20 protein-coding genes are annotated in these 24,585 nt (G+C 68.7%); 9 read left to right on the top strand and 11 right to left on the bottom strand.

All coding sequences use genetic code 11. The features are described 5' to 3' along the window. The first annotated feature begins 51 nt into the window (after positions 1 to 51). Positions 52 to 2,652, top strand: a complete 2,601-nt coding sequence (locus GS4_RS06615) for a helix-turn-helix transcriptional regulator (protein WP_007618804.1) — start codon at positions 52 to 54, stop codon at positions 2,650 to 2,652. Positions 2,653 to 2,664: 12 nt separating this feature from the next. On the opposite strand, the gene GS4_RS06610 is transcribed toward GS4_RS06615, so the two are convergent. From GS4_RS06610 to GS4_RS06600, 3 genes are all read right to left on the bottom strand, one after another. Continuing rightward, a complete protein-coding gene (locus tag GS4_RS06610; RefSeq protein WP_007618803.1) occupies positions 2,665 to 3,114 on the bottom strand; it encodes a nuclear transport factor 2 family protein in 450 nt (149 codons plus the stop codon). A 124-nt stretch (positions 3,115 to 3,238) separates the two neighbouring features. Next, positions 3,239 to 4,129: an SCO6745 family protein gene (locus tag GS4_RS06605; RefSeq protein ID WP_007618802.1), complete on the bottom strand. Its 891-nt coding sequence runs from the start codon at positions 4,127 to 4,129 to the stop codon at positions 3,239 to 3,241. 86 nt (positions 4,130 to 4,215) lie between these two features. Further along, the gene (locus tag GS4_RS06600) at positions 4,216 to 5,286 is read right to left on the bottom strand and encodes a DMT family transporter (protein WP_007618801.1); all 1,071 of its coding nucleotides are present in this window, start codon (positions 5,284 to 5,286) and stop codon (positions 4,216 to 4,218) included. Positions 5,287 to 5,596: 310 nt separating this feature from the next. Between GS4_RS06600 and GS4_RS06595 the strand changes: the two genes are divergently transcribed. From GS4_RS06595 to GS4_RS06575, 6 genes are all read left to right on the top strand, one after another. Further along, positions 5,597 to 6,781, top strand: a complete 1,185-nt coding sequence (locus tag GS4_RS06595; RefSeq protein ID WP_007618800.1) for an ATP-grasp domain-containing protein — start codon at positions 5,597 to 5,599, stop codon at positions 6,779 to 6,781. A 161-nt stretch (positions 6,782 to 6,942) separates the two neighbouring features. Next, positions 6,943 to 7,110 carry a hypothetical protein gene (locus GS4_RS25580; protein WP_007618799.1) on the top strand — a complete coding sequence of 56 codons (168 nt, stop codon included), beginning with the start codon at positions 6,943 to 6,945 and terminating at the stop codon, positions 7,108 to 7,110. Between the two features lie 167 nt (positions 7,111 to 7,277). Continuing rightward, entirely contained in the window at positions 7,278 to 8,525 is a 1,248-nt protein-coding gene (locus GS4_RS06590) for an oxygenase MpaB family protein (RefSeq protein WP_040509818.1), read from the top strand. Between the two features lie 168 nt (positions 8,526 to 8,693). After that, on the top strand, positions 8,694 to 9,374 hold the full coding sequence (locus tag GS4_RS06585; RefSeq protein ID WP_007618797.1) for a TetR/AcrR family transcriptional regulator: 681 nt from the start codon (positions 8,694 to 8,696) through the stop codon (positions 9,372 to 9,374). A gap of 840 nt (positions 9,375 to 10,214) precedes the next feature. Beyond that, complete coding sequence (locus GS4_RS06580; protein WP_007618796.1) at positions 10,215 to 11,792, top strand: MFS transporter; 1,578 nt, start codon at positions 10,215 to 10,217, stop codon at positions 11,790 to 11,792. Between the two features lie 129 nt (positions 11,793 to 11,921). After that, complete coding sequence (locus GS4_RS06575; RefSeq protein WP_040509817.1) at positions 11,922 to 13,217, top strand: glycosyltransferase; 1,296 nt, start codon at positions 11,922 to 11,924, stop codon at positions 13,215 to 13,217. A 3-nt stretch (positions 13,218 to 13,220) separates the two neighbouring features. On the opposite strand, the gene GS4_RS06570 is transcribed toward GS4_RS06575, so the two are convergent. The 3 genes from GS4_RS06570 to GS4_RS06560 all read right to left on the bottom strand — a co-directional run bounded on the left by GS4_RS06570 (position 13,221) and on the right by GS4_RS06560 (position 15,703). Continuing rightward, a complete protein-coding gene (locus GS4_RS06570) occupies positions 13,221 to 14,114 on the bottom strand; it encodes an LLM class flavin-dependent oxidoreductase (RefSeq protein ID WP_007618786.1) in 894 nt (297 codons plus the stop codon). 150 nt (positions 14,115 to 14,264) lie between these two features. After that, on the bottom strand, positions 14,265 to 14,927 hold the full coding sequence (locus GS4_RS06565) for a phosphoribosyltransferase (RefSeq protein WP_007618784.1): 663 nt from the start codon (positions 14,925 to 14,927) through the stop codon (positions 14,265 to 14,267). Between the two features lie 161 nt (positions 14,928 to 15,088). Then, on the bottom strand, positions 15,089 to 15,703 hold the full coding sequence (locus tag GS4_RS06560) for a hypothetical protein (RefSeq protein ID WP_007618783.1): 615 nt from the start codon (positions 15,701 to 15,703) through the stop codon (positions 15,089 to 15,091). Between the two features lie 218 nt (positions 15,704 to 15,921). Between GS4_RS06560 and GS4_RS06555 the strand changes: the two genes are divergently transcribed. Then, entirely contained in the window at positions 15,922 to 17,286 is a 1,365-nt protein-coding gene (locus tag GS4_RS06555) for a hypothetical protein (protein ID WP_157226534.1), read from the top strand. 164 nt (positions 17,287 to 17,450) lie between these two features. Here the strand turns inward: GS4_RS06555 and GS4_RS26385 are convergent, their stop codons facing one another. The 4 genes from GS4_RS26385 to GS4_RS06535 form a co-directional block, all read right to left on the bottom strand. Further along, positions 17,451 to 19,961, bottom strand: coding sequence for an MFS transporter (locus tag GS4_RS26385; protein WP_369403301.1), 2,511 nt, complete (start codon positions 19,959 to 19,961; stop codon positions 17,451 to 17,453). Positions 19,962 to 20,145: 184 nt separating this feature from the next. After that, positions 20,146 to 20,955, bottom strand: coding sequence for a YceI family protein (locus tag GS4_RS06545; RefSeq protein WP_007618780.1), 810 nt, complete (start codon positions 20,953 to 20,955; stop codon positions 20,146 to 20,148). Beyond that, a complete protein-coding gene (locus GS4_RS06540; protein ID WP_007618779.1) occupies positions 20,952 to 21,800 on the bottom strand; it encodes an MSCRAMM family protein in 849 nt (282 codons plus the stop codon). Before GS4_RS06540 ends, GS4_RS06545 begins: the two co-directional genes overlap by 4 nt. Continuing rightward, a complete protein-coding gene (locus GS4_RS06535) occupies positions 21,800 to 22,405 on the bottom strand; it encodes a MarR family winged helix-turn-helix transcriptional regulator (RefSeq protein ID WP_007618772.1) in 606 nt (201 codons plus the stop codon). Before GS4_RS06535 ends, GS4_RS06540 begins: the two co-directional genes overlap by 1 nt. Before the next feature lie 413 nt (positions 22,406 to 22,818). Here GS4_RS06535 and GS4_RS06530 point away from each other — a divergent pair, with 413 nt between their 5' ends. Next, a complete protein-coding gene (locus GS4_RS06530) occupies positions 22,819 to 23,985 on the top strand; it encodes an MFS transporter (protein WP_040509737.1) in 1,167 nt (388 codons plus the stop codon). An 87-nt stretch (positions 23,986 to 24,072) separates the two neighbouring features. Here the strand turns inward: GS4_RS06530 and GS4_RS06525 are convergent, their stop codons facing one another. Continuing rightward, entirely contained in the window at positions 24,073 to 24,270 is a 198-nt protein-coding gene (locus GS4_RS06525) for a hypothetical protein (RefSeq protein ID WP_007618770.1), read from the bottom strand. Positions 24,271 to 24,585: the final 315 nt, after the last annotated feature.

The following is a 24,585-nucleotide window of genomic DNA, read 5'->3' as shown; positions in this document are numbered from 1 at the left end:
GCCGGTTCCATCGGTGTCGTAATCCGCCTGGGAGGACTACTATCTGCAGCCATGTCGGGCTCGTGGCCTCTGGTCGAGCGGGAGAAGGAGTTCGGCGTCATCGCCGCCGCGCTCCGCGGCGAGACCGCCGGGTGTGGCGTCGTGCTGACCGGCGACTCCGGTGTCGGGAAGACGACGCTCGCGCGCCACGTCACCGCCGACCTCGACTCGGGGGTCCGATGGGTCGCGGGTACCGAGTCCGCGCGCAGCATCCCGCTCGGGGTGTTCGCGCATCTGGTCGGCCCGGCGACCACCAGTGACCCCGTCACTTATCTCGCCGCGGCACGTGAATCCCTGCTCGCCGACGGCCACGTGATCATCGGGGTCGACGACGCGCACCTGCTCGACGAGTTGTCGGCGACGCTGCTCCACCAACTCGCGATCGACCGGGCCGTGCACATCGTGGCCACCGTCCGCAGCGGGGAGTCGGTACCCGACGCCGTCACGTCGCTCTGGAAAGACAATCACCTCATCCGGATCACGTTGTCGCCGTTCAGCAAACCGCAGAGTGTCGATCTCATCGAGTCGGTGCTGGGCGGGCAGTTGGAGGGATTGTCGGCGGATCTGATGTGGGACGCCTCGGGCGGCAACGCACTCTTCCTGCGGCATCTGGTCGAGGGGGCCCGCGAAGCCGGCACCCTCCGCCAGGTCAACGGCGTCTGGCAGTTGCGCGGTCGGACCGCGATCACCTCGGAGCTGGCATCGCTGCTGGAGAGTCGCGTCGATCAGCTCGACGGTCCGGTCCTCGAGGTGCTCAAGTACCTGACGCTCTGCGAGCCCCTCGACATCGAGGTGCTCGGTGAACTGGTGGGCGACGAGGCGGTCGAGGAGGCCGAGATCGCCGGACTGGTGCGGATCGTCCGGGACGGGCGGACGTTGAACGTCCGCTACAACCATCCGCTCTTCGGCGAGGTGATCCGCCGCCGGCTGGGTATCGCGTCGTCCCGACGCCTGCGTGGACGTCTGGTGACCGCGTTGCGGTCGCGCACCCAGGACAGTCCGGCCCAACGCATCCGACTCGCCGACCTCGCGTTGGAGAGCGATGTCGCCGTCGATCGGGGGCTGATGGCAGCGGCGGCGCGAGATGCCCTGATGTTGGCGAACATCCCGATGGGGGAGCGGTTCGCCCGGGCGGCCGTCGACGAGGGCGGCGGACTCGATGCCGCCGATCTCCTCGCCCGGGCGTTGATGTGGCAGGGGCAGGCAGCCGAGGCCGATGCGGTGCTGGCCGGCTTCACCCCGGACTTGCTCGACGGTCCGTCACTGGTCCGGTGGGGACTGCAGCGGATCGGCAACCTCTTCTGGGCACTCGGTGAGTCCGAGCGCGCCGATGCGGTACTCGAACAGGTCCAGGGCGCGGTGACCGATCCGGACCTCGAGCTGATCGTCGCGGGAATCGCCTCGGCGTGCGCATTGTTCGAGAATCGGCTCGACGAGGCGATCGCGGTGTCCGACCGGGTGCTGACCGCGTCGGCACCGTTGCCGTGGGCGGTCGTCTGGGCGGTGTTCGGCGGCAGTCTGTCCCGCGCGCTGGCCGGTCGAGGTGACGAGGTCGCGGCACTGGCCGAACGTGCGCAGGTGGCCGCCGCGATCACCGACGGTCTGTTGCGCTTCCCTACCGCGCTCGGCGAGATCCTCGCCCTCACCCTGACCGGATGCCTGGACGCCGCAGCCGAGCACGCCGAGCGCTACGTCAAGTTCTCCTCCGCCGGTCAGTATCTCGCGTGGGCGATGGCAGGCATCCTGATCTCGGCCGTCGACCTGGCCCGCGGCGACCTGCTCTCCGTGTCGCGGCGGATGGAACAGACCCTCGCCACCCTCGACAGCGACCAGGTCGCGGCGTCGTGGAACTACCCCGCCCACATCTACCTCGTCCAGGCGCATGCGGCACTCGGGCGGCCGGATGCCGCCGCCGACGCGCTGACCAAGGCCCGCGCACGGTACGGCAGGCAGGTCGCGGTCTTCGGGCCGATGCTCGAGATCGCCGTGTCGTGGCAGCAGGCATCTGCGGGGATGGTCACGGCTGCAGTTGAATCCGCGCACGGAGCCGCCGCGGCGGCGCGATCGTCGGGTCAGTTCGCAGTCGAGGCCGAGGCGCTGCACACCGCGGCCCGCTTCGGGGACGGGTCGGTTGCCGGGCGTCTGCACGAGCTGGCCGGTGAGCTCGACGGCCCGATCGTCGCCGCGTACGCGCGTCACGCCCGCGCGGTGGCCGACCACGACGCCGACGAGTTGGACGCGTGCGCAGCCGAATTCGAGGCGCTGGGCGTGCGCCTGTCGGCAGCCGACGCCGCCGCAGCCGCGGGGTCGGTGCACGACGCCGCGGGCGTACGGTCGGCGACCGTCGCATCGGCGGCGGTGGCCAACCGACTCGCGGCCGAGTGCGGTGGACTGCGCACGCCTGCGCTGGTCGAGGCCGCGCAGCCGCTCCCGCTGACCTCACGGGAGCGTGAGATCGCGACGCTGGTCGCGGCGGGATTGTCGAACAAGGAGATCGCCCGGCGACTCACCGTCTCCGTGCGCACCGTGGAGGGGCACATCTACCGTGCCTGCACCAAACTCGACGTCACCGACCGCGCCGAGATCGCCGCACTGTTGCTCAAGGACGGGTGAGGCCGCGCCGGTTCACGTGTGGATGGCGGGCCCGACCTTCAGCGAGAACCCGGGGACGTCGGTGAGCGGGAGCGTCGCCTCGTAGGTCCGGTCGTATCCCGTCGCGCTGATCCGCCAGCCGTCGGCGGTCTTGCGGTAGCGGTCGGCGTAGAACGCGGCGCCGAACAGCATGAACGAGAAGTCGGGGACGATGACCCGGTCCTGGAGATACCAGCGTCCGGTCGCCTCGTCGCCTTCGACGTCGATCTCCGGATGATCGACGCGATGCTCGGTGATCACGCCCGGCCCGACGGAACCGCGCATGAAGTCGACGAGGGTGTCACGGTCGGTGAAGCTCAGACTCGAGCCGTAGTCGCCGGTGACGTCCGGGGTGAGTGTCTCGGCGAAGAGGTCCCACTGCTTGGTGTCCAGCGTGCGCAGGTAGCGGTACTTGAGCGCCTTGATGGCGGCGACGTCGTCCATGGCGTCAACCTCTACCGTCTCCGGCGTTGTCCGGCGGGTGATTCGGCCGATGCGATGCGGCGGCTGCCCCACCCGGTCGGCCGGGCAGGGCCGACCGGGCTGGGTCGATCGTGGGCGGGCCGGCTCAGTCCTTCTTGCGGGTGCCGGGGAGCACGCCAGCGTCGATGATGGCCTTCACCACCGGCCGCGTACGCGAGAGCAGGTCGTCGACACCGTCGCCCGACCATGCGGGGGCGGATGCGGCGTCGGTCGCGGCCTCGATCTCGTCGTGAAGCCGTGCGCCGGCGTCGGTCAACGCGTGCCCGGAGTCGGTGGTCTCCACCAGGCCGCGGTCGACGAGCCGCGCCACCGAGGCATCCCACTCCTCGTCGGACCAGCCGCGGGTCAGCTGCACCAGTCGACGACCGAGCAGACGGCGGCGGATCGTCGGGTCGGGGTGCTCGGCCTCATGGAAGACCACGGCGTCGATCGCGTCGAGACCGTTGATGACCAGAGCCGCGATGTGGTTGTCGCCGCGCCATTCCCGGAGCACCGCGATGCGGTACCAGAGCGCGACCCGCGGGGAGTCGGGCACCGCGGCGTCACGCCACGCCGCGGCCAGCGGACGACCGCTGAACGAGAGCGACTCGCCCAGGGCAGAGTACTCGTCGGCCAGTCCCGAGAGCTCGTCGTCGGAGAAGCGATCACCCAGGATCTCTGCCAACGAGTCGTCGAGCATGGTGTCGCGCCGGGCGGTCACCGCGTCGAGACCGGCGGCCAGTGAGCGTTCCCACGCGCCCACGACCAGGTCGGGACGGAAGTTGTAGAAGGTGGCCACGACGAGGTGCGGTGAGGTACTCGCCAGCGGCGCCCCGCGTGCGCCGACGTAGAAGGCGTGCGGATCGAGCCCGGTGTCGGTCTGGGCAGCCTTGAGGCGAGGATTGAAGTACGAGAACACGTGGAACGGCTCGAGCGTCTCGTAAGCGGTGCGGGCCGCGGCGGCGCCTGCGGTGTCGGTGCTCGGGGTGGCGGTCATGTCCTCCACCCTCACGGCGGTGGGTGGGGATGTCAACGCTGCCGGTCGATCTCGGACACGTCACACCAGCGTGTGGCGCTCAGAGCTCAGAGGTCGTCGGACCGGTCCGAGTCGGGCTCCGGCGACGACCTGCGTCGGGAACGGTCGCGGTTGTCGCCGAGCGCGAGGCTGCCCCAGATCGCGTTGCCGAAACGAGCGGTGTCGATGTCCCCGGTGTCGGTGGTGGGCGGGTCCTCGCGGCCGCGACGCCAGCCGCCCTTCATCGGCGGCGCCTCACCGAAGTGGTCGGCCTCGCCGGACCCGTAGTAGGCGACGAGGACCGCACCGATGACGGCGCCGATGAACCCGACGACCGCGAGCCAGCCGAGACCCGGCTTGGCCGTGTCACCCAGGAAGAGCACGCCGACCAGGCTGGGGCCGGCCGTCTCTCCGACGACCAGCACCGCGGTGACGCCGTTGACGGCACCCAGTTGCAGCGCGACCGTCTGAACGTAGAAGCCGACAGCGCCGGCGATGGCGATGGTCCACGCAGCCGGGTCGGTGATCAGCGTGAGCGGCTCGAACGGCTGGACACCGCGCAGGATGCGGACGGCGATCGCGATGACGCCGAACAGGAGTCCGGCGGCCGCACCGCCGGCGATTGCGCCGGCCGGGCCGAGTCGGTAGACCGCCAGCAGCGAGAGACCCGCGAGGACTACCGTCGCCAGGAACAGACCCCAGTGGAGGTCGCTGTCCTCGCCGCCGCCGGTGTGGTGGGCAGACGAGAACCCGAGCAGGCACAGGGACAAGACGACCAGCCAGATCGCGATCCAGTCGCGGGTGTGCAGCGCGATGTTGAGCATGATCGTGCCCAGCAGGGCGGTGACCACGAGGTTGGCCGAGACGATGGTCTGCGAGAGGAACAGCGGCAGGAAGCGGGCCGCCAGCGCGCCACCGGCGAAGCCGATGATCACCATCAGCGTGCCGAGGATGAATGCGGGATCGGCGAAGGTCGACAGCGTCGACTGGAGCGACGGGCTGCTACCGGGAATCGGCTCGTCGGCACCGTGGTCGCGCTCCTCCTGCGCGACCCGTCGTGCACCGAGCGCACGCAGCACCGTCGACATGCCGTACGCGACGGCAGCCAGACAAGCGGCGATCACGCCGATCAGGAACATCAACAACCTCCGCGGTCCGTCACGCCCCTGGTGGATACGCCCGCACGGGCGTCCTCATCGGAGACATGACGGGTGGACGGGCCTCGCGGCCCCGGACACCGACTTTTCTCAAACTCCTCTCAGAAACGTACGCCGGGGGTACGACTATTCCGTACCCGGGCGGTGACGCTCCGGTGACGCTCGCCGTCCGGTCGGCACCCCGACCGGATGACACTGCTGCTCCGGACGAGACTGCTGCCCCGGACGACACAGCGCCCCGCGGCAGCACGCGGGGGCGGAGCGTCCTGCGGTTCCCTCTACACTCGCTTCGGTGAGCCGTCTCGACCGTCACCACGTACTGATCACCTTCGGCCGCTCGTTCCTCACCCTCGATCTCGCCCGACAGTTGTCGGCTGCGGGACACCGGGTCACCCTCGTCGACAGCATCCCGATCGGCGTCGGGCGCCTGTCCCGCGCCACGTCGGCCTTCTACAAGGTGCCGCCCCCGAAGTTCCAGCCGCGCGCCTACGCTCGCGAGCTGGCGCGGATCGTTCGTGAGCAGAACATCGACCTGGTCATCCCCATCCACGAGGAGACCGACATCCTGGCGATGATGGTCGACGAGTTCCCCGACTCCTGCAAGCTGTTTTTGTCGGACTTCGAGACCGAGAACCGGCTGCACAACAAGTTCGAGTTCTCCGAGCTGCTGACCGAGCGGGGCATCCCGTCGCTCAAGTATTCGCGGGTCGCCGGTCCGGCCGACCTGGCGAAGCTCGACTTCTCGGCGCCGTTCGCCATGAAAGAGGTCTACTCGCGCGGTTCGCAGAAGGTCCATAAGGTCACGCCCGGTGATGATCTGGGCTGGCTGACCTTCGACGAGGGCAACCCGTGGCTGGCCCAGGAATGGGTCGGCGGGGACAAGTACTGCTCGTACTCGGTCTGCCACGAGGGGCGCATCTACGCACACGCCACCTACCCGGTGCGCTACGCCATCGGTGGGAGTTCGTGCCTGACCTTCCAGTCGGTGCAGCACCAGGGCATCCTCGACTGGGTCACCGACTTCGTGAAGGACCAGAACTTCACCGGCCAGGTCGGTTTCGACTTCATCGAGGACCCCGAGCGCGGGCTGTTCTGCATCGAGTGCAACCCTCGCGCCACCAGCGGGATCATGATGTTCCGACCAGAGGACGGCATCGACCGGGCGTTCTTCGCGGAGAACGACGAGATCATCGAGCCCGATCCGGACACCGACCGGATGATCGGCGTCGGCATGATGCTGTACGGCTGGCGACGGTCCGCGGTGCCGGATCGATCACTGAGTCGGTTCGCGCAGCTGCGCGCGTTCGCACGCGAGTTCCGCGCCGCCGACGACGTCATCACCCACAAGGGTGACCAGAAGCCGGCCTGGCTGCTGCCGGTGGCCTACGCGGGCATCCTCCGCAGTTGTGTGAGGTACCGCGTCGGCCTGGCCGAGGGCTTCATGCACGACCACGAGTGGGACGGCACCCGTATCTGACGTGCGGCGGAGTCCGACTCCGAGGCGGTTCTCCGGCCCCGCTCTTCGCTGGTGCGCTGGCCGTAATCGCCTGTCGGCCGCAGATGTCGCGGCGGTACGATATCGGACATCGCGGACCCGCCTGCGGTCAGGAGAGCGCGATCGTCTCGAGGAGTCGTCGAATGAAGCGTCGTATCTCACTGGTCCTGGCCGCCACTGCGTCTGTCGTGGTCGTCGGCGGAGCGCTGGCGCCGGTCGCGTCCGCCGCGCCGATCCAGCCGACCAAGGCCTTCTCGATCTGCGTCAACGTGCCGCTGGGCTCGTCCAACATCTCGTTCTGCTTCCCGTGACCGACGCGGTCGGCTGAGCCGGCCGAGACCGCGCCGTCAGGATCCGTACCGCGATCCGCTGTGGGTGCTTCGATCGGCGCGGTACGCTCTCCGTCGTGAGACGAAATCGAGAAATCATCTCAACCGTCGACGGCGGTCATTGTGCTGCCGAGACCGCCGTCGACGGGGTGACTCGTCGTCCCGAGCATCCATCGGCCTATCGATGGCCACTGCCCACCGACTCCCCACATCGCCGACTCCGCGACCGCGTGCTGCGGCACACCGGTGTCGACCTCATGCCCTCGGACCGGGTCGCCGACCGGTACGGCGAACTCCTGACCACCGGCGATCCCGTCGCCGAGCGGTTCGTCGCCGAGATCTATCACGGTGACCTCGGACCGGTTGCCGGGCGGGCGATGCTCGAACGCGCGCTCGACGAGGGGATCGAGGCCGTCCCGGACGCCCCCGAGTCGATGCGGGCACTGGTCGCGGACTTCGACACCCTGCCCGACTGGGCCGACCCCGAACTCATCGAGGCGGGGGCCGCGGTCTGGCGACGGTGGGGCTATGCGCTCGGCGGCGTCGGCAACGCTGGCACGATGGACACCTACACGGAAGGCTCGCTGGCCGTTCCGCTCTCGCTGTCGGGCGGCTATGCGGGAGAGCGGGCGCTGCACCGGTACCTCGAGACGAGTCGATGGTGGATCGAGGTGTCGCGGCCCGGCGCCATCACCCGACGCGGGAGTCGGGCACGCGCGATCACCATGCACGTCCGGGTCATGCACGTCTCGGTGCGCGCCGGGGTCCGCTCGCACGGCGAATGGGACGACGAGCGCTGGGGTCTGCCGATCAGTCAGTCGGAGATGATGTTGACGCTCCTGGGTGGCAGCGTCGGCCCGGCGCTCGGTCTGTACGGTCTCGGGATCGTCACATCCAAAGCCGAGATCGAGGCATCGCTGCACTTCAACCGATACCTCGGATACCTGTTGGGCGTCCGCGTCGATGACATCTACCCGTCGACCATCGCCGACGGTCTGCGCCTGCTCTACCTCTTCGACGCCTCGCGGTCCCACGACTCCGGACCCGTCGGTGCAGAACTGGTGGAGTCCTTCGTCCCGGGCTTTGCCCCGCGTGGCGACGCCGGGTTGCGGGACCGACTCCGCGCGCACTTCCACCTCCATCTGCAATCGGGGTACGCGCGGCTGTTCATGCTCCCGTGGAACCGTCGGCGCTACCGGGTGCCGGTCGGCTGGTTCGGCGTCGGACTCCTGATGGCCCAGTTGCCGATCCGCATCCTGGCCGAGATCGGGCGTCGGCTCGTGCCAGGTGTCGACGAGCGACTTCAGCAGTCGTCGGTGCGGCGCTGGGAGCGGTGGCACGAGTGGCAGTCGGAGCGTCCGGCGGAGTTCGACGTCTCCGCCGGATTGCGTCGCTGACCTCGTCGGAGACGGGTAGGTGGGCCGGGGCGCGTACTCGAGCGGACCGAGCCGGCGCCCGGTGATTGCGACTGGGCGCGCGATCCGGACCGTCGGCGCGCTACCGTCGAAGCCAGCGTCGTCCGGTCGGATGACGCGGTTTCCTCGGATCGGGGCAGGAGGAGCGGCGTGCCGAACACTCGTCGGGTCGATGAGGCGCGTCCGCGTGCCCCCCGACCCGCGCGCAGCACCCGCAACCGTCCGACCGACTCCCAACTGCTCGATGCCGCGCGGTCGGTGATCGCCGACGTCGGTGCCGAACGCGCGACGATGGACATGATCGCCGAGCGCGGCGACACCTCGCGGGTCACGTTGTACGCGCACTTCGGGTCGCGGGATGCGCTCGTGGAGCGGGTCATCGACCGCGAGATGGCCGAGTTCACCGGCTGGATGTTCGCCGCATACGACGACAGCACCGACATGACCCACGGGGCGCGCGCCCGGCACGCGGTCGAGTCGCTGTTCGCCTACGCCCGTCGGCATCCCGAGGGACTGCGTGTCCTGCTCGGGCACCGACACGAGAACGACGATCCCGGCCGGCGGCTCTACCAGGCGCTCGAGCCGAGGATCGCAGCACGCCTGCGGGAGAACTACGCGGTCGGCGGGGCGCACATCGGAGCGAGCGCGGACACCATGTCGTCGCTGCTGCTGGGCATCAGCCTCGATGTCGCGTACCGCGCCATCATCGTCGACGGCGCCGACATCGACGCGGCCTGCGACCTCGCGATGACCGCGACCCTCGCGGTGTTGCGCGATGTACGCTCCGATCAACTCCTGGCGATCGACGAGTCACTCGGTCGTCGCGGGTGACACTGTTCGGCGGGGTCGACTAGGCGGGGTCGACCAGGCGGGGCGGAATAGATCGCGGGGTCGGTCCGTTGACCACACCGACGGCTTCCGATCCGATGCCCCGGGTCCCACCCTTTCGCCGCTTCGAGCGGCCAGTTGCCGAGAGGCGCAACGGCGGAAGACGTCGCCGACAGCGATTTCCGGTCCGATGCCCCGGGCCCCACCCCTTTCGCCGCTGCGAGCGGCCTGCTGCCGAGAGGCGCAACGGCGGGGATCGTTGAAGGAACCCGGACGGGCCGTCGCGGAGAACATCCGTGACGGCCCGTTTCCTGTTTGTGAGGTCTCTGGTGTCGGGCGCTCTCGGGCCCACGCCCGGCCCCGCCCGACCTGGCCCCCGACCCGGTCCGGCCCCCGACCACAATCTGCCCTCTAGCTGACCGTCGTGTGCGATATCCACGCGGCCGCGCGGTGGACGGCAGGTTTTGGTCACCCGAGATCTGCCCCGGGCCGCCCGAGATCAGCCTGACGTGCGGTAGCGGATGCCAATACGGTCGTGGGTTCTCGCTGACGGGTGGATTTCGGTGGTGGCCGGGTGGTTTTCGGATCGCACCCCCGGCCTCCTGCGCTCTCGGCTCGGCCGGCAGGACCCTCGCCACAATCTGCCCTCCAGCCGACCGTCGCGTGCAATATCCACGCGCCCACCCGCTCGACGGCAGATTTTCGTCACCGTCGACCGCACATCGTCCAGCGACCCCGACCACCGCACCCGACCGCACCCACCGGCGCCCCACCCCGACCGATCCGCCCGACACCTCTCGAGAACCGACCACCTCGACGGCTGCGTCTCCGTACTCTGACGCTGTGACCTCGACCGACACCCGCGAACAGACCGCACCCGACCGCGCGCCGGTCGTGCTGGGCAGCCTGATCCTGGTGGCCGGGGTCGCCAACATCAACCTGGCCGTCGCCAACGTCGCACTCCCCGACATCGGGAAGGCGTTCGACGCCAGTTCCACCCAGCTCAACCTGGTGGCGGTCGGCTACTCGCTCGGTCTCGCGGCATCGGTGCTCTATCTGGGCGCGCTCGGGGATCGCCACGGCCGCAAGCGGATGCTCTTGTACGGCATGGCGCTGAGCATCCCGGCGTCGATCGTCGCGGGCATCGCGCCGGACATCTACACACTGATGGGTGCGCGGGTCGTCGGTGGCCTCGCCGCAGGACTCGCTTTCCCGACGACGCTGGCCATGATCACCGCTCTCTGGTCGGGCCCGGGGCGCACCAAGGCGATCGCGGCGTGGTCGGCATTCGGCGGCGCGATCTCGGCGCTCGGACCGGTGATGTCCGGCGGACTGCTCGAGGTCTTCCACTGGAACGCCGTCTTCCTGGTCACCCTGCCCCTGGCGGTGCTCGCGCTCGTCCTCGCCTGGAAGCTGGTCCCGAAGGACACCGGCGACGAGCGAGCGGTGGTCGACAACCTGGGTGGTGTGCTGTCGGTTCTGCTGGTCGGCGCGCTCGTCCTCGCCATCAACTTCGTACCGCTCGACGGTTCGCGGACCAAGGTGATCGTGCTCGGCGCGATCGCCCTGCTCGCCGGCATCGGATTCGTGTGGCGACAGTTGCGGGTCCGCGTCCCGCTCTTCGATCTCCGGGTCGCGCGGCGCCGCACCTTCTGGGTCGCGGCGGTCGGCGGCATCATCGTGTTCGGCACGTTGATGGGCGCGATGTTCATCGGGCAGCAATACCTGCAGAACGTCCTCGGGTATTCGACGCTGGAGGCGGGCGCGACCATCTTGCCGGCCGCCCTTGCGATGATCGTGGTGGCGCCGCAGTCGGCGAAGCTCGTCGAGGCCCGCGGGTCCCGGTTCACCTTGCTCGTCGGGTATTTCTGGATCGTCGCCGGGCTCGCCCTCGCAGTGCTGACGTGGCATCGCGAGGCACATGCGTGGCAGGTCATCGTCGTCTATCTGTTGGTGGGGATGGGTGTGGGGTTCGCGGGCACGCCTGCATCCCGGTCGTTGACGGGCTCGGTGCCGGTGGAGCGGGCCGGGATGGCTTCCGGGATGTCCGACCTGCAGCGGGATCTCGGTGGCGCGATCATGCAGTCGATGCTCGGCGCGATCCTGACCGCGGGATACGCGAAGGCGCTGACCCAGACGATCCAGTCGTCGCCCGACGCCGACCACGTGAGTCAGCAGGCCGCCGATGCGCTCACCAAGTCGTTCTCGAGCGCGGAGGTCCTCGCGCAGCGCTATCCGCAGTACTCCGCCCAGATCATCGATGCCGCGCGGGATGCGTTCGTGCACGGTGATTCCCGTGCTTACGCGGCCGCGATCGGAGTCGTCGTCGCCGGGGCCGTGCTCGTCGCGCTGTGTTACCCGAACGCGGAGAAGGAACGGGCCGCGATGCGTGCGTACGCCGGCGAGCGTCTGTCCGGTTAGTCCGGCGCCCTCCCCGGTAGTCCGGCACCGTCCCGTCCTGCGGTGCTGCTCGGTCTGTGCCACGATCGATCCGGGGGTGCGTACCGCGGGGTGTGGTGTGGGCGACGGACGATGGCGGGGTGAGTGGACATGCGGGTGGTCGTGGTGTTGTACGGCAGCCGTGGCGACATCCAACCGGGCCTCTGTGTCGCCCTGGCGTTGCAGGAGCGAGGCCACGAGGTGGTCGTCGCGGTGCCGCCCAACCTCGCCGGATTCGCCCGGACCGTCGGTGTCGTCACGGTGCTGCCACTCGGCCTCGACACCGGTTCGGCCTGGTCGTCGGACGCCGCGTCTGCGTCGATGCGTCGCCGTAACCCGTTGGCGCGACTACGTTTCGCTCTCTCGACGGTCCGTGCAGGATTCGCTGCGTTCGACGATGCGCTGGTCGGGTTGCTGATCGGCGAGAGCCCGGCTGCCGGTGACCCGGACCTTCTCGTCGTCGGACCGCTCTGTCAGGAACGCGGCGTCGCGAGTGCGGAGGCCCTGGGCATCCCGGTGGTCGTGCTGCGATACGGACCGATGTCGGAGAACGGCACCGTCGGTGCGGCCCCGGGCCTCACCGACGGGTGGTCGGCCGCGTGGAAGCGTCGATCCTGGCGGGTCGCCGACCGTCTGACGTGGTGGGCGACGGGATGGAACGAGAACTCCTTTCGGCATCGCATCGGCGTCCCACGGGCGCGCGGTCCGCTACCGCAGAGGTTGCGCCGCAACGGTGTGCTGCAGATCCAGGCTTACGACCCGGCGATCGTGCCGACCCTCACCGATGAATGGGGACCCGACAAGCCGGTGGTCGGTTTTCTCGACCTGCCGCCGGGCGCGCGGGTCGGGCTCGCCGAGACCCGGCCGGACGATCCATCGCTGACCGCGTGGTTGGCCGCCGGTGAGGCGCCGGTGTTCGTGTCCTTCGGCAGCATGCCGTTGACCGATCCGGACGAGGTGATCGCCCGGTTCGCCGAAGCCGGCCGGCGTGGCGGGGTCCGATTGCTGATGGCGATCGGCGACCATCGTGGGCCGGATCGCGAGCGACCGTGGGTGCACCACCTCGGTGCTGCCGACCACGCGGCGGTGCTGCCGCTGTGTCGGGCGGCGATCCATCACGGTGGAGCGGGTACCACGGCCGCGACGCTCCGCGCGGGCTTGCCGACCCTCGTCTGCGCCGTCACCGCGGATCAGCCCTTCTGGGGGCAACGCGTCCGCGACCTCGGCGTCGGCGGCTCCCGACGTCTGCGCTCGATCACCGTCGACGAGATCATCGGCGGGCTACGGGTGCTGCTGAAATCGGAGACACGTTCAGCTGCAAACGAACTCGCCGCGACGATGGTGCCGCCGGAGAAGGCAGTGGCCCGGGTGGCGGGCCTGATCGAGGCGAGCCTGCCGGGGGAGTAGCTCTCAGCCGAACGCCGCCGCGACGTCGGCGGCACGGTGGAGTTGGTCGATGTCCGAACTGGTCGGGATGAGTTGGACCTCGTCGGTGCCGATGTCGGCGAACCGACCGAGTACCTCCTCGAGTTCCTTCTCGGTGCCCGCCCATCCCGTGGTGGGCGCGATGGCGTCGACGAACTCGGACGGGATCCAGTTCATGTAGTGGTGCAGGTGCCGTGTCACCTGAGCGCGGGGTGCGTCGCCGGAGCCCAGCGCGAACCAGAACGACGTCGCCAGATGCGGTGCCGGCCGACCGGCGTCCGCCCATGAATCGCGGGCGATGTCGAAGAGCTCGGCCTGCTTGGTCGTGTCGAGATCGAGTGTCACCCCGGCCACACCGTCGGCCCATCCGGCAGCGCTGCGGATGGTCTTGGGTCCTGTTGTGCCGACGTGGATCTCCGGTCCACCCCGCTGATGCGGGGCGGGGCCGACGGGTAACACGGACTCGGTGAGTTTCTCGCCGCCCCAGACACGGCGGAGGAGTTGCGCGCGCTCGGCCAGCTGGCGCATGGTCTGGGTCGACGGGTCCGCGCCGACGGCTTCGTAGTCCTCGTGGCGGCCGCCGATCCCCAGACCCACGGTCAGTCGTCCGCCCGACAGCTGATCGCCGGTGGCCAGTGACTTCGCGAGCATCACGGGGTCGTGCAGCTGGGGCACCACGACGGTCATCACGAGCCGGACCCGTTCGGTCCAGGCTGCGGCGGCGCCGAGGAAGGTCAGACATTCGGGATTGTCGAAGGCTATGCGCTCGCCCCAGCACAGCGAGGAGAACGGTCCGGAGTCGATGGTGGTGGCCCATGAACGCAGGATCTCGGCGTCGAGATCCGGCTCCATCACGGGCATCGTCATCCCGATGCGCATCAGCGTGATTCTGGCAGAGTGGGTGACCCGGTGACCGCCGAATCGTCCGAGTGTGACGAGACGGTGTGACTAGTGACTGTGACGGGAGACCGTGATGAGACCTTGTGACGCGAGAGCGGGCGGGCGCCGGCAACGATCGGTGTCGGGCGATCAGGTCCGGTCGCTGCGACCCAGGAGATCGCGGACGCGCTCGTCGGTGAGCTGGTCGAACTCGTCGTAGGCCGCCCCGACCGCCTGGAAAGACGCGGGTGTACTCGGACAGACGACCGCATCGGCATCCTCGGCGAACCGACTCTCGACATCCGGTGGCCCGACGGCGGCGGCCACCACGACAGTGCCGGCGCCCAGCGATCGCAGTGCCCGGACCGCCGCGTGCATCGTCGCTCCGGTGGCGATCCCGTCGTCGACGACGATGACCGTCTTGCCGTCGACCGGGACCGCACCCCGTTCTCCGCGGTAGGCCTCGGTACGCCGGCGCACCTCGACGAGTTCTCGTTCGGTCGCGGATGCGAGGTCGGCGTCGGTCATGCCGGTACCGGCGATCACGTCGTCGTTGCGCACCACCGCGCCGTCACCCGTGACGGCACCCGCCGCCAGTTCCGGCTGGCCGGGTACGCCGACCTTGCGCACTAGGACGATGTCGAGCGGGGCATCCAGGTATTCGGCGACCACCGCTGCGACCGGGACGCCGCCCCGGGGGAGCGCGACGACCACGAGATCGTGCCCGCGGTAGTCTTCCAGCCGCTCGGCGATCAATCGTCCGGCATGGACACGATCCCGATAGGTGCGTCCCGCAAAGATGTGGCGACTCATGGTGACCTCGCATTCGACCGGCCGTCCCGGCCTCAGCGCCGGTGTACCCGCGAGCGTGGTCGGCAAACGTGATCGGACGCCGCGGGTCGGACAGCTCGATGACACCGAGTGGCCCGACCTCCATTGTCGGACCACTCGGCGCGGATGTCACGCGACTGTCGTCATGCGGTCTGCAATGCGCGCAGGCAGTAACCGAGCGAATTCGGTTCGGTGAACGACCATTTCGTCAGATCATCGGGGCAGCTGACGGATTCGTCGGATCGGGTGACCGCCTCGGCGACGACCGTAGTCGATGCGGGTGTCGCAGCGCAGTCGATATTGCGGTAGTCGATGAGTTCACCACCCGGCAACGGGATCTGATAGCAGTCACCGTTCACGAAATTCGGTGTCATGCAGAGCTTCCGGGGATCTCCAGGGAAGGAGAGCGACGCCGAGTTCTCGCCCGCGCAGACGGCATCGGTCGTCACCGCGGAAGCGGCATAGAACGTGAGACCGTCGGACGAGTCGCAGCCCGTCTTGCTCGCGCGCACCTTGCCCTGGTCGTCGGCCTCGTCTCCGATCGTCAGGCACTCGCCGACCGCGATGTCGGAGGTCTTCTCGACGGGTGAGTCGCCCAGGGAGAAGGACGCGCTGCACGCGGTGACCGCGGCTACGCCGAAACAGGCCAGCAGCATCGCTGTTCGGCGCGCCAGGCGCCAGCCGGGCCGTTGTGCTCGTGTCGAGACGTCGGCGATGTAGGTGATCTCGGGCCGGGTGGTCGAGTCGTGGAAGGTCATGACGGGTCCTCTCGAAGGCAGATAGACGCGATGGTCGGGTTGGGATGTTCGCTTCGAGAAGAGGATGTGGCCGTCGGCTTGCGACCGACTTGGCCTCCACTTGGCGCACGGTCGCGATCGGCTCACGGCCGAACTCTGTCCGCGATGCCAGGGCCTGGTGTCCGTCGAACGATCGACACCGACGGTGGTCCACGCGCAATGGCCTATCTTCGGTGCTCATGAGCGTTGTCGCGGAAGCCCTCGCGGATCTCGCCAGGCGGTATCAGCGGATGCACACCATCATGGCTGCGGCGGACGAAGGGCGGGTCGCAGAAGCCTTGACCGCGGCCACCCCGCATGTGAGCGTCTCGCCGCTGGCCGTGTGGGCGCAACTCGCGTTGATCGGTGACGCGGTGGGCGCGCGATCCGGAGAGGTCGCGCCGGCGACGTCGGATGCCGCCGAACTGGTTCGCGGGGTGCTCGCGCATCCGCACCCGGCATGCACGGTCGGCGCCACGATCTGGTTGCCGTTCCGGAGTGTCGACGACAGGCAACGCCTGGAGATGCTTGCCGACTCACTCCGGGAACAGGGTCACTGGGCGGGGCCGGGGATGCCCCGACTCGAAGATCTCGACGCCTGGACGGCCGATCACACCGGCGGAGCGATCGGACAGTTCCCGGTGGACTTGGCGCCGGGCCTGTTTCACATACCGTCGGATTGGGAAACAGGCGGCGCCGAACCCGACTCGACGCCGGGGCTGGTCACCGCCATCGCCTTCCAGACGGGAGGCCACTGGCCGGCGCCGCTCGAGGTGGTCCCGGCCGGAGAGCTGGCTGCGCCCTGGTCGATCTCGCACGCGCTGCGCGTATCGGGCCCTGAATGTGGACTCGCGTGGGACACCGAGGTCGGCCTGGTCGGCGTGGCCGTCAATCGGAGCGGCAACGGGATGTTCACGGTGTCGGCGATCGCCGATCCGGGGTGTCGCGAGGCCGAGGTCACCGGTGCCGCGACGCGGATCACCCGACGCTTCGCCGCGGGCGAGCGGGTCCTGTTGCGAGGCAACGAACTACCGGTCGGCGACGGAGGCTGGTGGCGGGTCAGCGACAGCCCGCTCTACCGCGGGGGTCTCATGGAGCAGCAACACAACGCGGCGTTGCTGCCGATTTGGCAGTCGATCGACGTCCACGACCTGATGGCCATGGGACTCGGTTACTGGAACGTCATGCAGGAGTCGATGCTGCCGCAACTGGCCGACGCATTCGATCATGCAGTAGCACAGCATGTATCGGTGCTGCGCTTCGACAATCTGGGCTTCGGTGCGGCCGCGGTGGCCGCCGCAGGTGCAGTGCGTGGCGGATGGGTGTCGGCCCTGTACGCCGACCACATCACCGAGCCGGTCGACCTCGGCCCGCTCCCCGCCTTCGACGGCGGCGGCACCTTGGTCGAGCTCGACTTCCGGCACCCGTTCGCGGCCGTGGTCGCCACAGCATCGGAACACGGTGGCAGCTTCTGGCAGGGCCTGCCACTGCACGTCGCATGGGTCGTCGAGGCCGACCCGCAGGTCCCCGACACCCGCCCGAGCGGCTACCTCGAGGACTGGTGAGCCGGACGGACGGAGGCAGCGGAACGACCGCTGGGAAACGACTACCGGGAAACGACTACTGGGAAACGAAGAATGAGAACGACAACGCCCTCCGGGCAGCGGTCGCCGACGATGGTCGGTGGCCTGCTCCGGAGGGCGTTGTCGGCAGGTTGTGCCCGCGGGTGCTACGACACGGGTCGCGACGTGGTGCCCAACTCGATGTCGACGGTGTTGTGTCGACTGGCGAGCACCGTCACCGGTACAGCGGCCGGCTCGTACATGTTCGCCACCAGCGTGAACTGTGCATCGGTCAGTCCCTCGATCCGGTACCGACCGTCGGCGTCGGTGGTGACCGACGCGACGATGGTCTGCTCGGGGCCGATCGCCGACACCGTCGCACCGGCCAGCGGTGATCCGTCGGCGGTCCGCACCGACCCCTGGACTCCGCCGATGGCCAGCAGCACGAGGTCGATCTCGCCGCGACCGGCGGCATCGACGGTCACCAGCTGACTTGTCGGCTGGTACCCGGGTGCCGATGCCGTGACCGCGACGGTGTCGCCGTCGGAGAGACCGGTGATGGAGAACCGGCCCTCGGCGTCGGCCTGCGCCTGGGTGACGACGGCTCCCGACTGGTCGGTGACGATCAGTGCGGCCGCGATCGGACGCTGCGCATCGCGCACCGTCCCGGACAGCGCCGAACCACCGGCGAGGGTGAAATCCCTACGGAACACGAGGTCACCGACCACCGAGACGCTGAGCGCCCGAGGCGAGCGACCGGGTGCGGTGGCGATGACGGTGTAGGTCCCGTCCTCCAGGCCCCGGATCGCGTACGAACCGTCGTCGAGCACGGAGGCGGACCCCGTCTGGCGACCGTGGAGATCGGTGACGGTGACCGCTGCGGTCGGCAGTGGCGATCCGTCGCCGGCAGTGATCCGGCCGGCGATCCGTGGACGATCGAGATCGTCGTGCGCGGCACCGACATTGGTCAGGCTGTGCCGTGCGGTCGGATTCGGCTCGTCGACCAGCTCCGACGGTGCGGCGACCCCGGCGTCGGCGGCGACGGCCGCCAACTCGGCGCCCACCGTCTCGGGCGACTCCGGCAGGCCGTTACGTGAACCGGTGAACAGCGACGCGATCGCGCCCAGGATGCAGCAGATCAGCGCGAACGTGAACGCTGCGGTCAACCCGTCGTGGAACGGGTCGCTGATCAGGTGCGGGAAGAAGTCGAGACCGGTCAGGTGATCGACGCTGGCCTGCGGGAGTCCCTGCAGCGCTTGCCCACCGACCTCTTGGATCGGGTTGTAGCCCAGGAAGGCCGCGAACAGGATTCCGACGGTCGGCAGGTGCGCGATGCCGTTGGCCGCGCCTTCGGGCATGCCGTTGGACGACAAGCCGCTGAACATTGCATCGGGCAGATGCGCGCTCAGGCCGGCGATCATCAGCGAGAAGAACAGACCGATGGAGAGCACCATGGCGGCGTTCTGGAAGGTCGTCATCATGCCGGCGCCCGATCCACGCGACGTCACCGGGAGACTGTTCATCACCTCCGCGCGGTTCGGTGAGGCGAAGAGCCCCATGCCGATTCCGTTGATCAGCATCACCAGGGCGAAGACCCAGTAGCTGAAGTCGACCGGCATCGCGATGAGTGTCGCGAAGGTGCCCGCGGTGATGCCCATGCCGGTGGTGGTGAACCACTTGGTGCCGAGCTTGTCCGACAACGCACCGGAGACAGGCGCGCTGAGGAGGAAGCCGATCGTCATCGGGACCATGTAGATGCCGGCCCACAGCGGGGTCCGGGAATAGTCGTATCCGTGCTGCGGCAACCAGATTCCCTGGAGCCAGATGATCAGGATGAACTGGAGGCCGCCACGACCGATCGAGGCCATCAGGTTGGCGATGTTGCCGAAGGTGAACGAGCGGTTCTTGAACAGTGACAGCTCGAACAGCGGGCTGGCGACCTTGGTCTCGATGAGGACGAAGGCGACGAGGACGATCACACCGCCGATGAGCGCGGCGAGCACCCACGGGTTGCCCCACCCCATGTTGGAGTCGCCGTAGGGCTGGATGCCATAGGTGATGCCCACCAGAATGGCGACGAGCCCCACCGCGAAGGTGATGTTGCCCCACCAGTCCATCTTCGCCTTCCGGCGCTCGCCGGTGTCGTGCAGCTTCAGGTAGGCCCAGATGGTGCCGACCACGCCGAAGGGCACGGACACCAGGAAGATGAAGTGCCACTGGATGGGTGCGAGCACACCGCCGATGAGCAGACCGAGGAACGAACCGGCGATGGCGGCCACACCGTTGATGCCCATCGCCAGGCCGCGCTGGTTGGCGGGGAATGCGTCGGTGAGGATGGCCGACGAGTTGGCCATCAGGAATGCGCCGCCGACGCCCTGGACGATGCGCCAGAAGATCAGCCAGATGGCTGCCTCGGAGCCGTCGAACCAGGTGATCGCCAGGAAGATCGACGAGACCGTGAAGATCGCGAAGCCCATGTTGTACATGCGGGCTCGGCCGAACATGTCGCCGAAACGCCCGAAGCTGACGACCAGGACCGCGGTGACGACGAGGAAGCCCATCATCATCCACAGCAGGTAGCTGGTGTTCTGGGGCTCCAGCGGGTTGAGGTGGATGCCCTTGAAGATGTCAGGCAACGCGATCAGCACGATGGACGAGTTGATCGTGGCGATCAGCATGCCCAGGGTGGTGTTCGACAGCGCGATCCACTTGTAATGCGGACCGAGCTCACTGAGCGATTTCTGCCGCGAGCGTCGGGCCGCCTCCGGGGGAGTGGCCCGATCTGCTTCGGACACTGTCTGATTCGACATCGGTGCCTTTCGGATCAGTGGATTATGAGGTGCGTTCTGAAATGCGGGCTGGTCAGGACGGCGTGCGTACCGCTTCGATGTCGAGGCCGACGGTGGCTGTCCCGCCGATCTGAGCGGCTCCGGTGAGGAGCTTGTCGTCGAAGCTGATGCCGAAGTCGCCGCGCCGCAGGGTTCCGGTCGCACGGAAGCCCGCGCGGTGACCGCCCCACGGATCGTCGACCTCGCCGAGGTAGCTCAACTCCAGTGACACCGGGACCGCGGTGCCCCGGAGGGTCAGTGTGCCCTCGAGCGTCCATGCGTCGTCCGTGGCCGGACGTACCTGCACCGCGCGGAAGTCGGCGACGGGAAACTGTTCGACGTCGAAGAACGCATCCGAACGGAGGTGGTCGTCGCGGGTCCGGTTGTCGGTGTCGATGCTCGCGGTCTTGATCTCGGCGTGCACCGACGAGCGGGTGATGTCGTCGGGAACGACGATCTCTCCGGCGAAGTCGGTGAAACGGCCTCGGATGGTGGAGATCCCGAAGTGCCGCACGCTGATCTCGAGGAGCGAGTGACCCGGGTCGATGGTCCAGTGACCGACCGCCGGCACGGGTGCTCCGCCCGCGTGGGTCGCGGTGATCTCGCCGAGGCTGACCGAACCGGAGCCCGGTACCACGGCCACGCGCGCGGTCGGCTGGTAGCCCTCCGCAGTGATGACCACCGTGTAGGTGCCGGCCGCGAGATCGCCGGATGCGATGGCACCGTTGGCATCAGAGGCGGCGAGCGCCTGCTGCTCACCGGTCTGCGACATCACGGTCATCACGGCATCGTCGAGCGGATGGCCGCTGCTCGTCGCCACGCGGGCGGTGATCGTTCCGCTCATGCCTGCCCCCGTGCTCCGAGGACGAAGTCGTGGGTGACGACCCGTCCCGCCTCGATGATGATCGAATCCGCTACCGGCGCATATCCGTTGGCGATCACGGTGTAGTCACCGGCGGCCAGGTTCGCGAAGAGGTAGCGCCCCGACTCGTCGGTGAGGGTGCTGGCGGCCATCTCGCCGTCGTCGTTGAGCAGGGCGACCTGACTGTGTGCGACCGCGGTGCCCGGGCCGGCGCCGCGATCGGTGCCCACGCCGTCGAACACCACGCCGCCGAGATCGGCAGCGGTGTGCAGGACGACATCGACGGTGGTGCCGGTCGTGCCGCGGACCGTCGCGGTCTCTGCCACGGGATCGCACCCGGCGGCCGTGACGATGACGGTGTAGGTCCCGGTGGTGACCCCGGCGGCCTCCCAGCGGCCCGCTGCGTCGGTGATCGCCGTCGCGGTGACCTCGCCGGTGTGGTCGGCGATCGCGACGGTCGCTGCGCCGACCGCTTCACCGGTGGTCGTGAGGACGGTACCGGTGAGGGCTGCCAGCGACGTGAGGACCACGTCGACGTCGATGGGCGTGGTGCCGACGGTGACCGGCACGGCGGACGGCTCGTGCCCGGCGGCGGAGACCACGAGGACGTAATGGTCCCCGGCCGGGACATGCGCGACGAAGGTGCCGTCCTGATGGGCGATGGAGCGTGCTGCCTGGCGCCCGCTCGGGTCGATGACGGTCACCGTGGCACCGGTGACGACACGACCTGCGCGGCCGCGGATCCCGCCGCGGATCGCGCCGCTCGCCACGGACCGTGACGGTGTGACGTCCGGGTCCCGGCGGTGGCCGTTGGTGTCGGGCTGCATCAGTCTCCTTCTCCCTCTGTGCTCGTTGGCTGTGCGCCGGCGGTGGTCGTATTCGGTGCGGCCCCTGTGTCCGGTGGCATCTCCCCGGCGCACGCGCCGTTCGAGGGGCGAGGTGTCAGCTCGCACAGGGTGTCCGCGAGGAGCCGCATCGCGCGCTCGACGCCGTTGCGGTCGGCGTCGGCGAGTCGGTCGAGAGCCTGTGCGAACAGCTCCGACTTCCGGGACGACGTCCCCTCGATGTAGGCGCGCCCGTCGTCGGTGGGTGTGAGCAGACTGACCCGGCCGTCGTTCGCGTCGGTGGTGCGGGTGGCCATCCCGAGGCGCTCCAGCGACGCGACCACACGCGACATCGTCGGTGCGGCGACGCGTTCACGATCGGCCAGCTCGGTGGCGCGGATGGGAGCGTGTTGGACGATGGTCCACAGCGCGGACATCTGGCCTGCAGACAACGCACGCTCGCCCGCCTGGGTGCGGATGGCACGGGAGATGCGGATCAAGTCGTGGTGCACGGCCGCGGCCCGGTGGAGGGTGGTCGGCTCCTGCGACGCCGCGGTGGGGGCGCTGGTCCGAGCGCTCGTCGGAGCATCTGCGAGTCCCTGTCCCATGAGCTCGCCTCCCCTTGACTAATTGTTTACTTAGCAACACGAAATTAAATTACTTAGTCACACTAAGTGAGTCCCGATGGTCGTGACGAGTCGGATCGGTGTGAGTTGGGCTACACACTGTTCGGAAACCGGTGCATAACGGTCTATTTCGGACATGTGGTGCCGGGATTGTCTGGTTCTCCTCAGCGGTCGACGATCGCGTGTTCCAGCGGGCGCTGAGTGAAACCCCGGCGTGTGCGTGTGGGGCGTGTCCGGGATTGTGATCGAGCGAGGGTCGCTCGTGTCCTTGCGGCAGCGCGGCGACGTGTGATCTGCTCGCAGGCAGTGCGCCTGGGTGATCCGAGCGCCGACGCGGCCTGACCGTCCGGGAGCGCGTCTTCTGTCTTCGTCAGGGCGACTGTGAGGTCGCCGTGATGGTCGTTCGTCGTTTCCCTGTTGCCGGCCTGTGGCTGGTGTTCTTCGTCAACGGTGCGGTGCTGGCGAGTTGGGCTCCGCGCATCCCGGATGTCGCGGAGCGGCTGGGTACTTCCGATGCCGCCCTCGGCGGTGCTCTGTTCGGCGTGGCGGCCGGCTCGATCCCGGCTCTGATGGCCACCGCACGATTGCTCGCGACCGTGTCGGCGCACGTCGTCTGCGTGGCGTCGGCTGTCGTCTTCGTGATCGCGCTACCGGCGATATCGGTGGTGGGCGAGGTGATGTGGTTGGCAGCTGTGCTTGCGGTGCTCGGTGCTGCAAGTGGCTGCCTGGACGTGGCAATGAACGCGGCAGCGGTCCGGTTTCAATGCGAACGGCGGAGCGGCGGTGGTGAATCGCGTTCGGTTTTGTCCCGGCTGCATGGCGGGTACAGCCTCGGCGTCGTCGTCGGTGCTGCAGGTGCAACTCTGGCGACTGCAGTGGAAGTACCTGTGCGCGAGCACTTTCTGACGGTGACCGCGGTTCTGTTGGCGCTGGTCGCGGTCGCGGCTTCACAGTTGCCGCGGTTGCCGGCTGATGTCTCGGCTGTCGGTGCGGGGCCGTCGACGGTCCGGGCAGTGCTGGCGCTACCCGCTGCGATCGTCGCGGTCGCGATCGCCGGGTTGCTGGTGGAGGGCATGGTGACCGACTGGTCGGCACTGGCGATCGCCCGCGACTTCGGAGCCGGTGCCGCTGTGGGCTCAGCGACGCTGGCCGGTTTCAGCGTCGCGATGTTCGTGTCGAGATCGGTCGGCGACCGGCTGATCGATCGCTTCGGCCGACGTCGAGTTCTCGTGGGTGGAGCAGCCGTCGTGGGAGCGGCACTGGCGGTGGGGATGAGTCAATCGTCTGCGCCCGTCGCGGTGGCGTGCGTGGTGATCGTGGGCCTGGGGTTGGGTCCGGTTTTCCCGCTGGCGATGTCGGCGGCGGCCGACAACGCCTCACCGACCTCGGTGGCAGCCGCCACGGCCGCAATCAGCGCTGTCGGGTACCTCGCCTATCTCGCCGGCCCGCCGATGATCGGTGTCGTCGCCGAACACGCCGGGTTGACCGCGACGATCGGCGGGGTAGGGCTGGGGTGCGCCGTGATCATCGGAGCATGTGGACGTTCACGTGCGCTCGGATGACAGGACGACGTCGGTGCGTTGTGTCGACGCCGACCCGAATGGACGAGCGGGCTCGGGTTTCCGCCTCGGGGACGCAGGCGTCTCAGATCAGATCGCGATGTTGTCCTCGGTCTGCACGGTGGCATCGCCCTCGAACGCAAGGGTCGTCCGTGCACCGGTGTCGCTCTCGACGTCCAACTGCCAGCCGTCGCTGTCGCCGGCGTGGCTGCCCGCCACCGAGAAGAGGCCGCCGTCGTGCACGATGCGGTCGCCGACCTGGACGTCACGGACTGACTTGGTTGCCATGGTGGGAACTCTAGTGCTCGCACATGGCGTGGGGGAGGTTTCGATGGGGTGTGGATCGTTCCGCGTGCTCGCGCTCTATCCGTGGAGCCGATGACGGGAATCGAACCCGCGTATTCAGCTTGGCACGTATCTTCCGCGTGTGAATACCCGTTCCCGTTCCCGTAGCTAGGCGCGTTCACCGGTCACGAGTCGGTCGGGGCACGCCAAGGCCACAACCACGCTCGGCATCTACGCACATCTCCTCGAAGACGACCACGCCGACGCCAGGAGCGCGCAGAGCGCGATGGGAGGGTCGACATGCGGAGAACGTGATTC

The organism is Gordonia soli NBRC 108243, assembly GCF_000334455.1.
GTDB lineage: Bacteria > Actinomycetota > Actinomycetes > Mycobacteriales > Mycobacteriaceae > Gordonia > Gordonia soli.
This window is presented reverse-complemented; position numbering and strand designations above follow the sequence as displayed.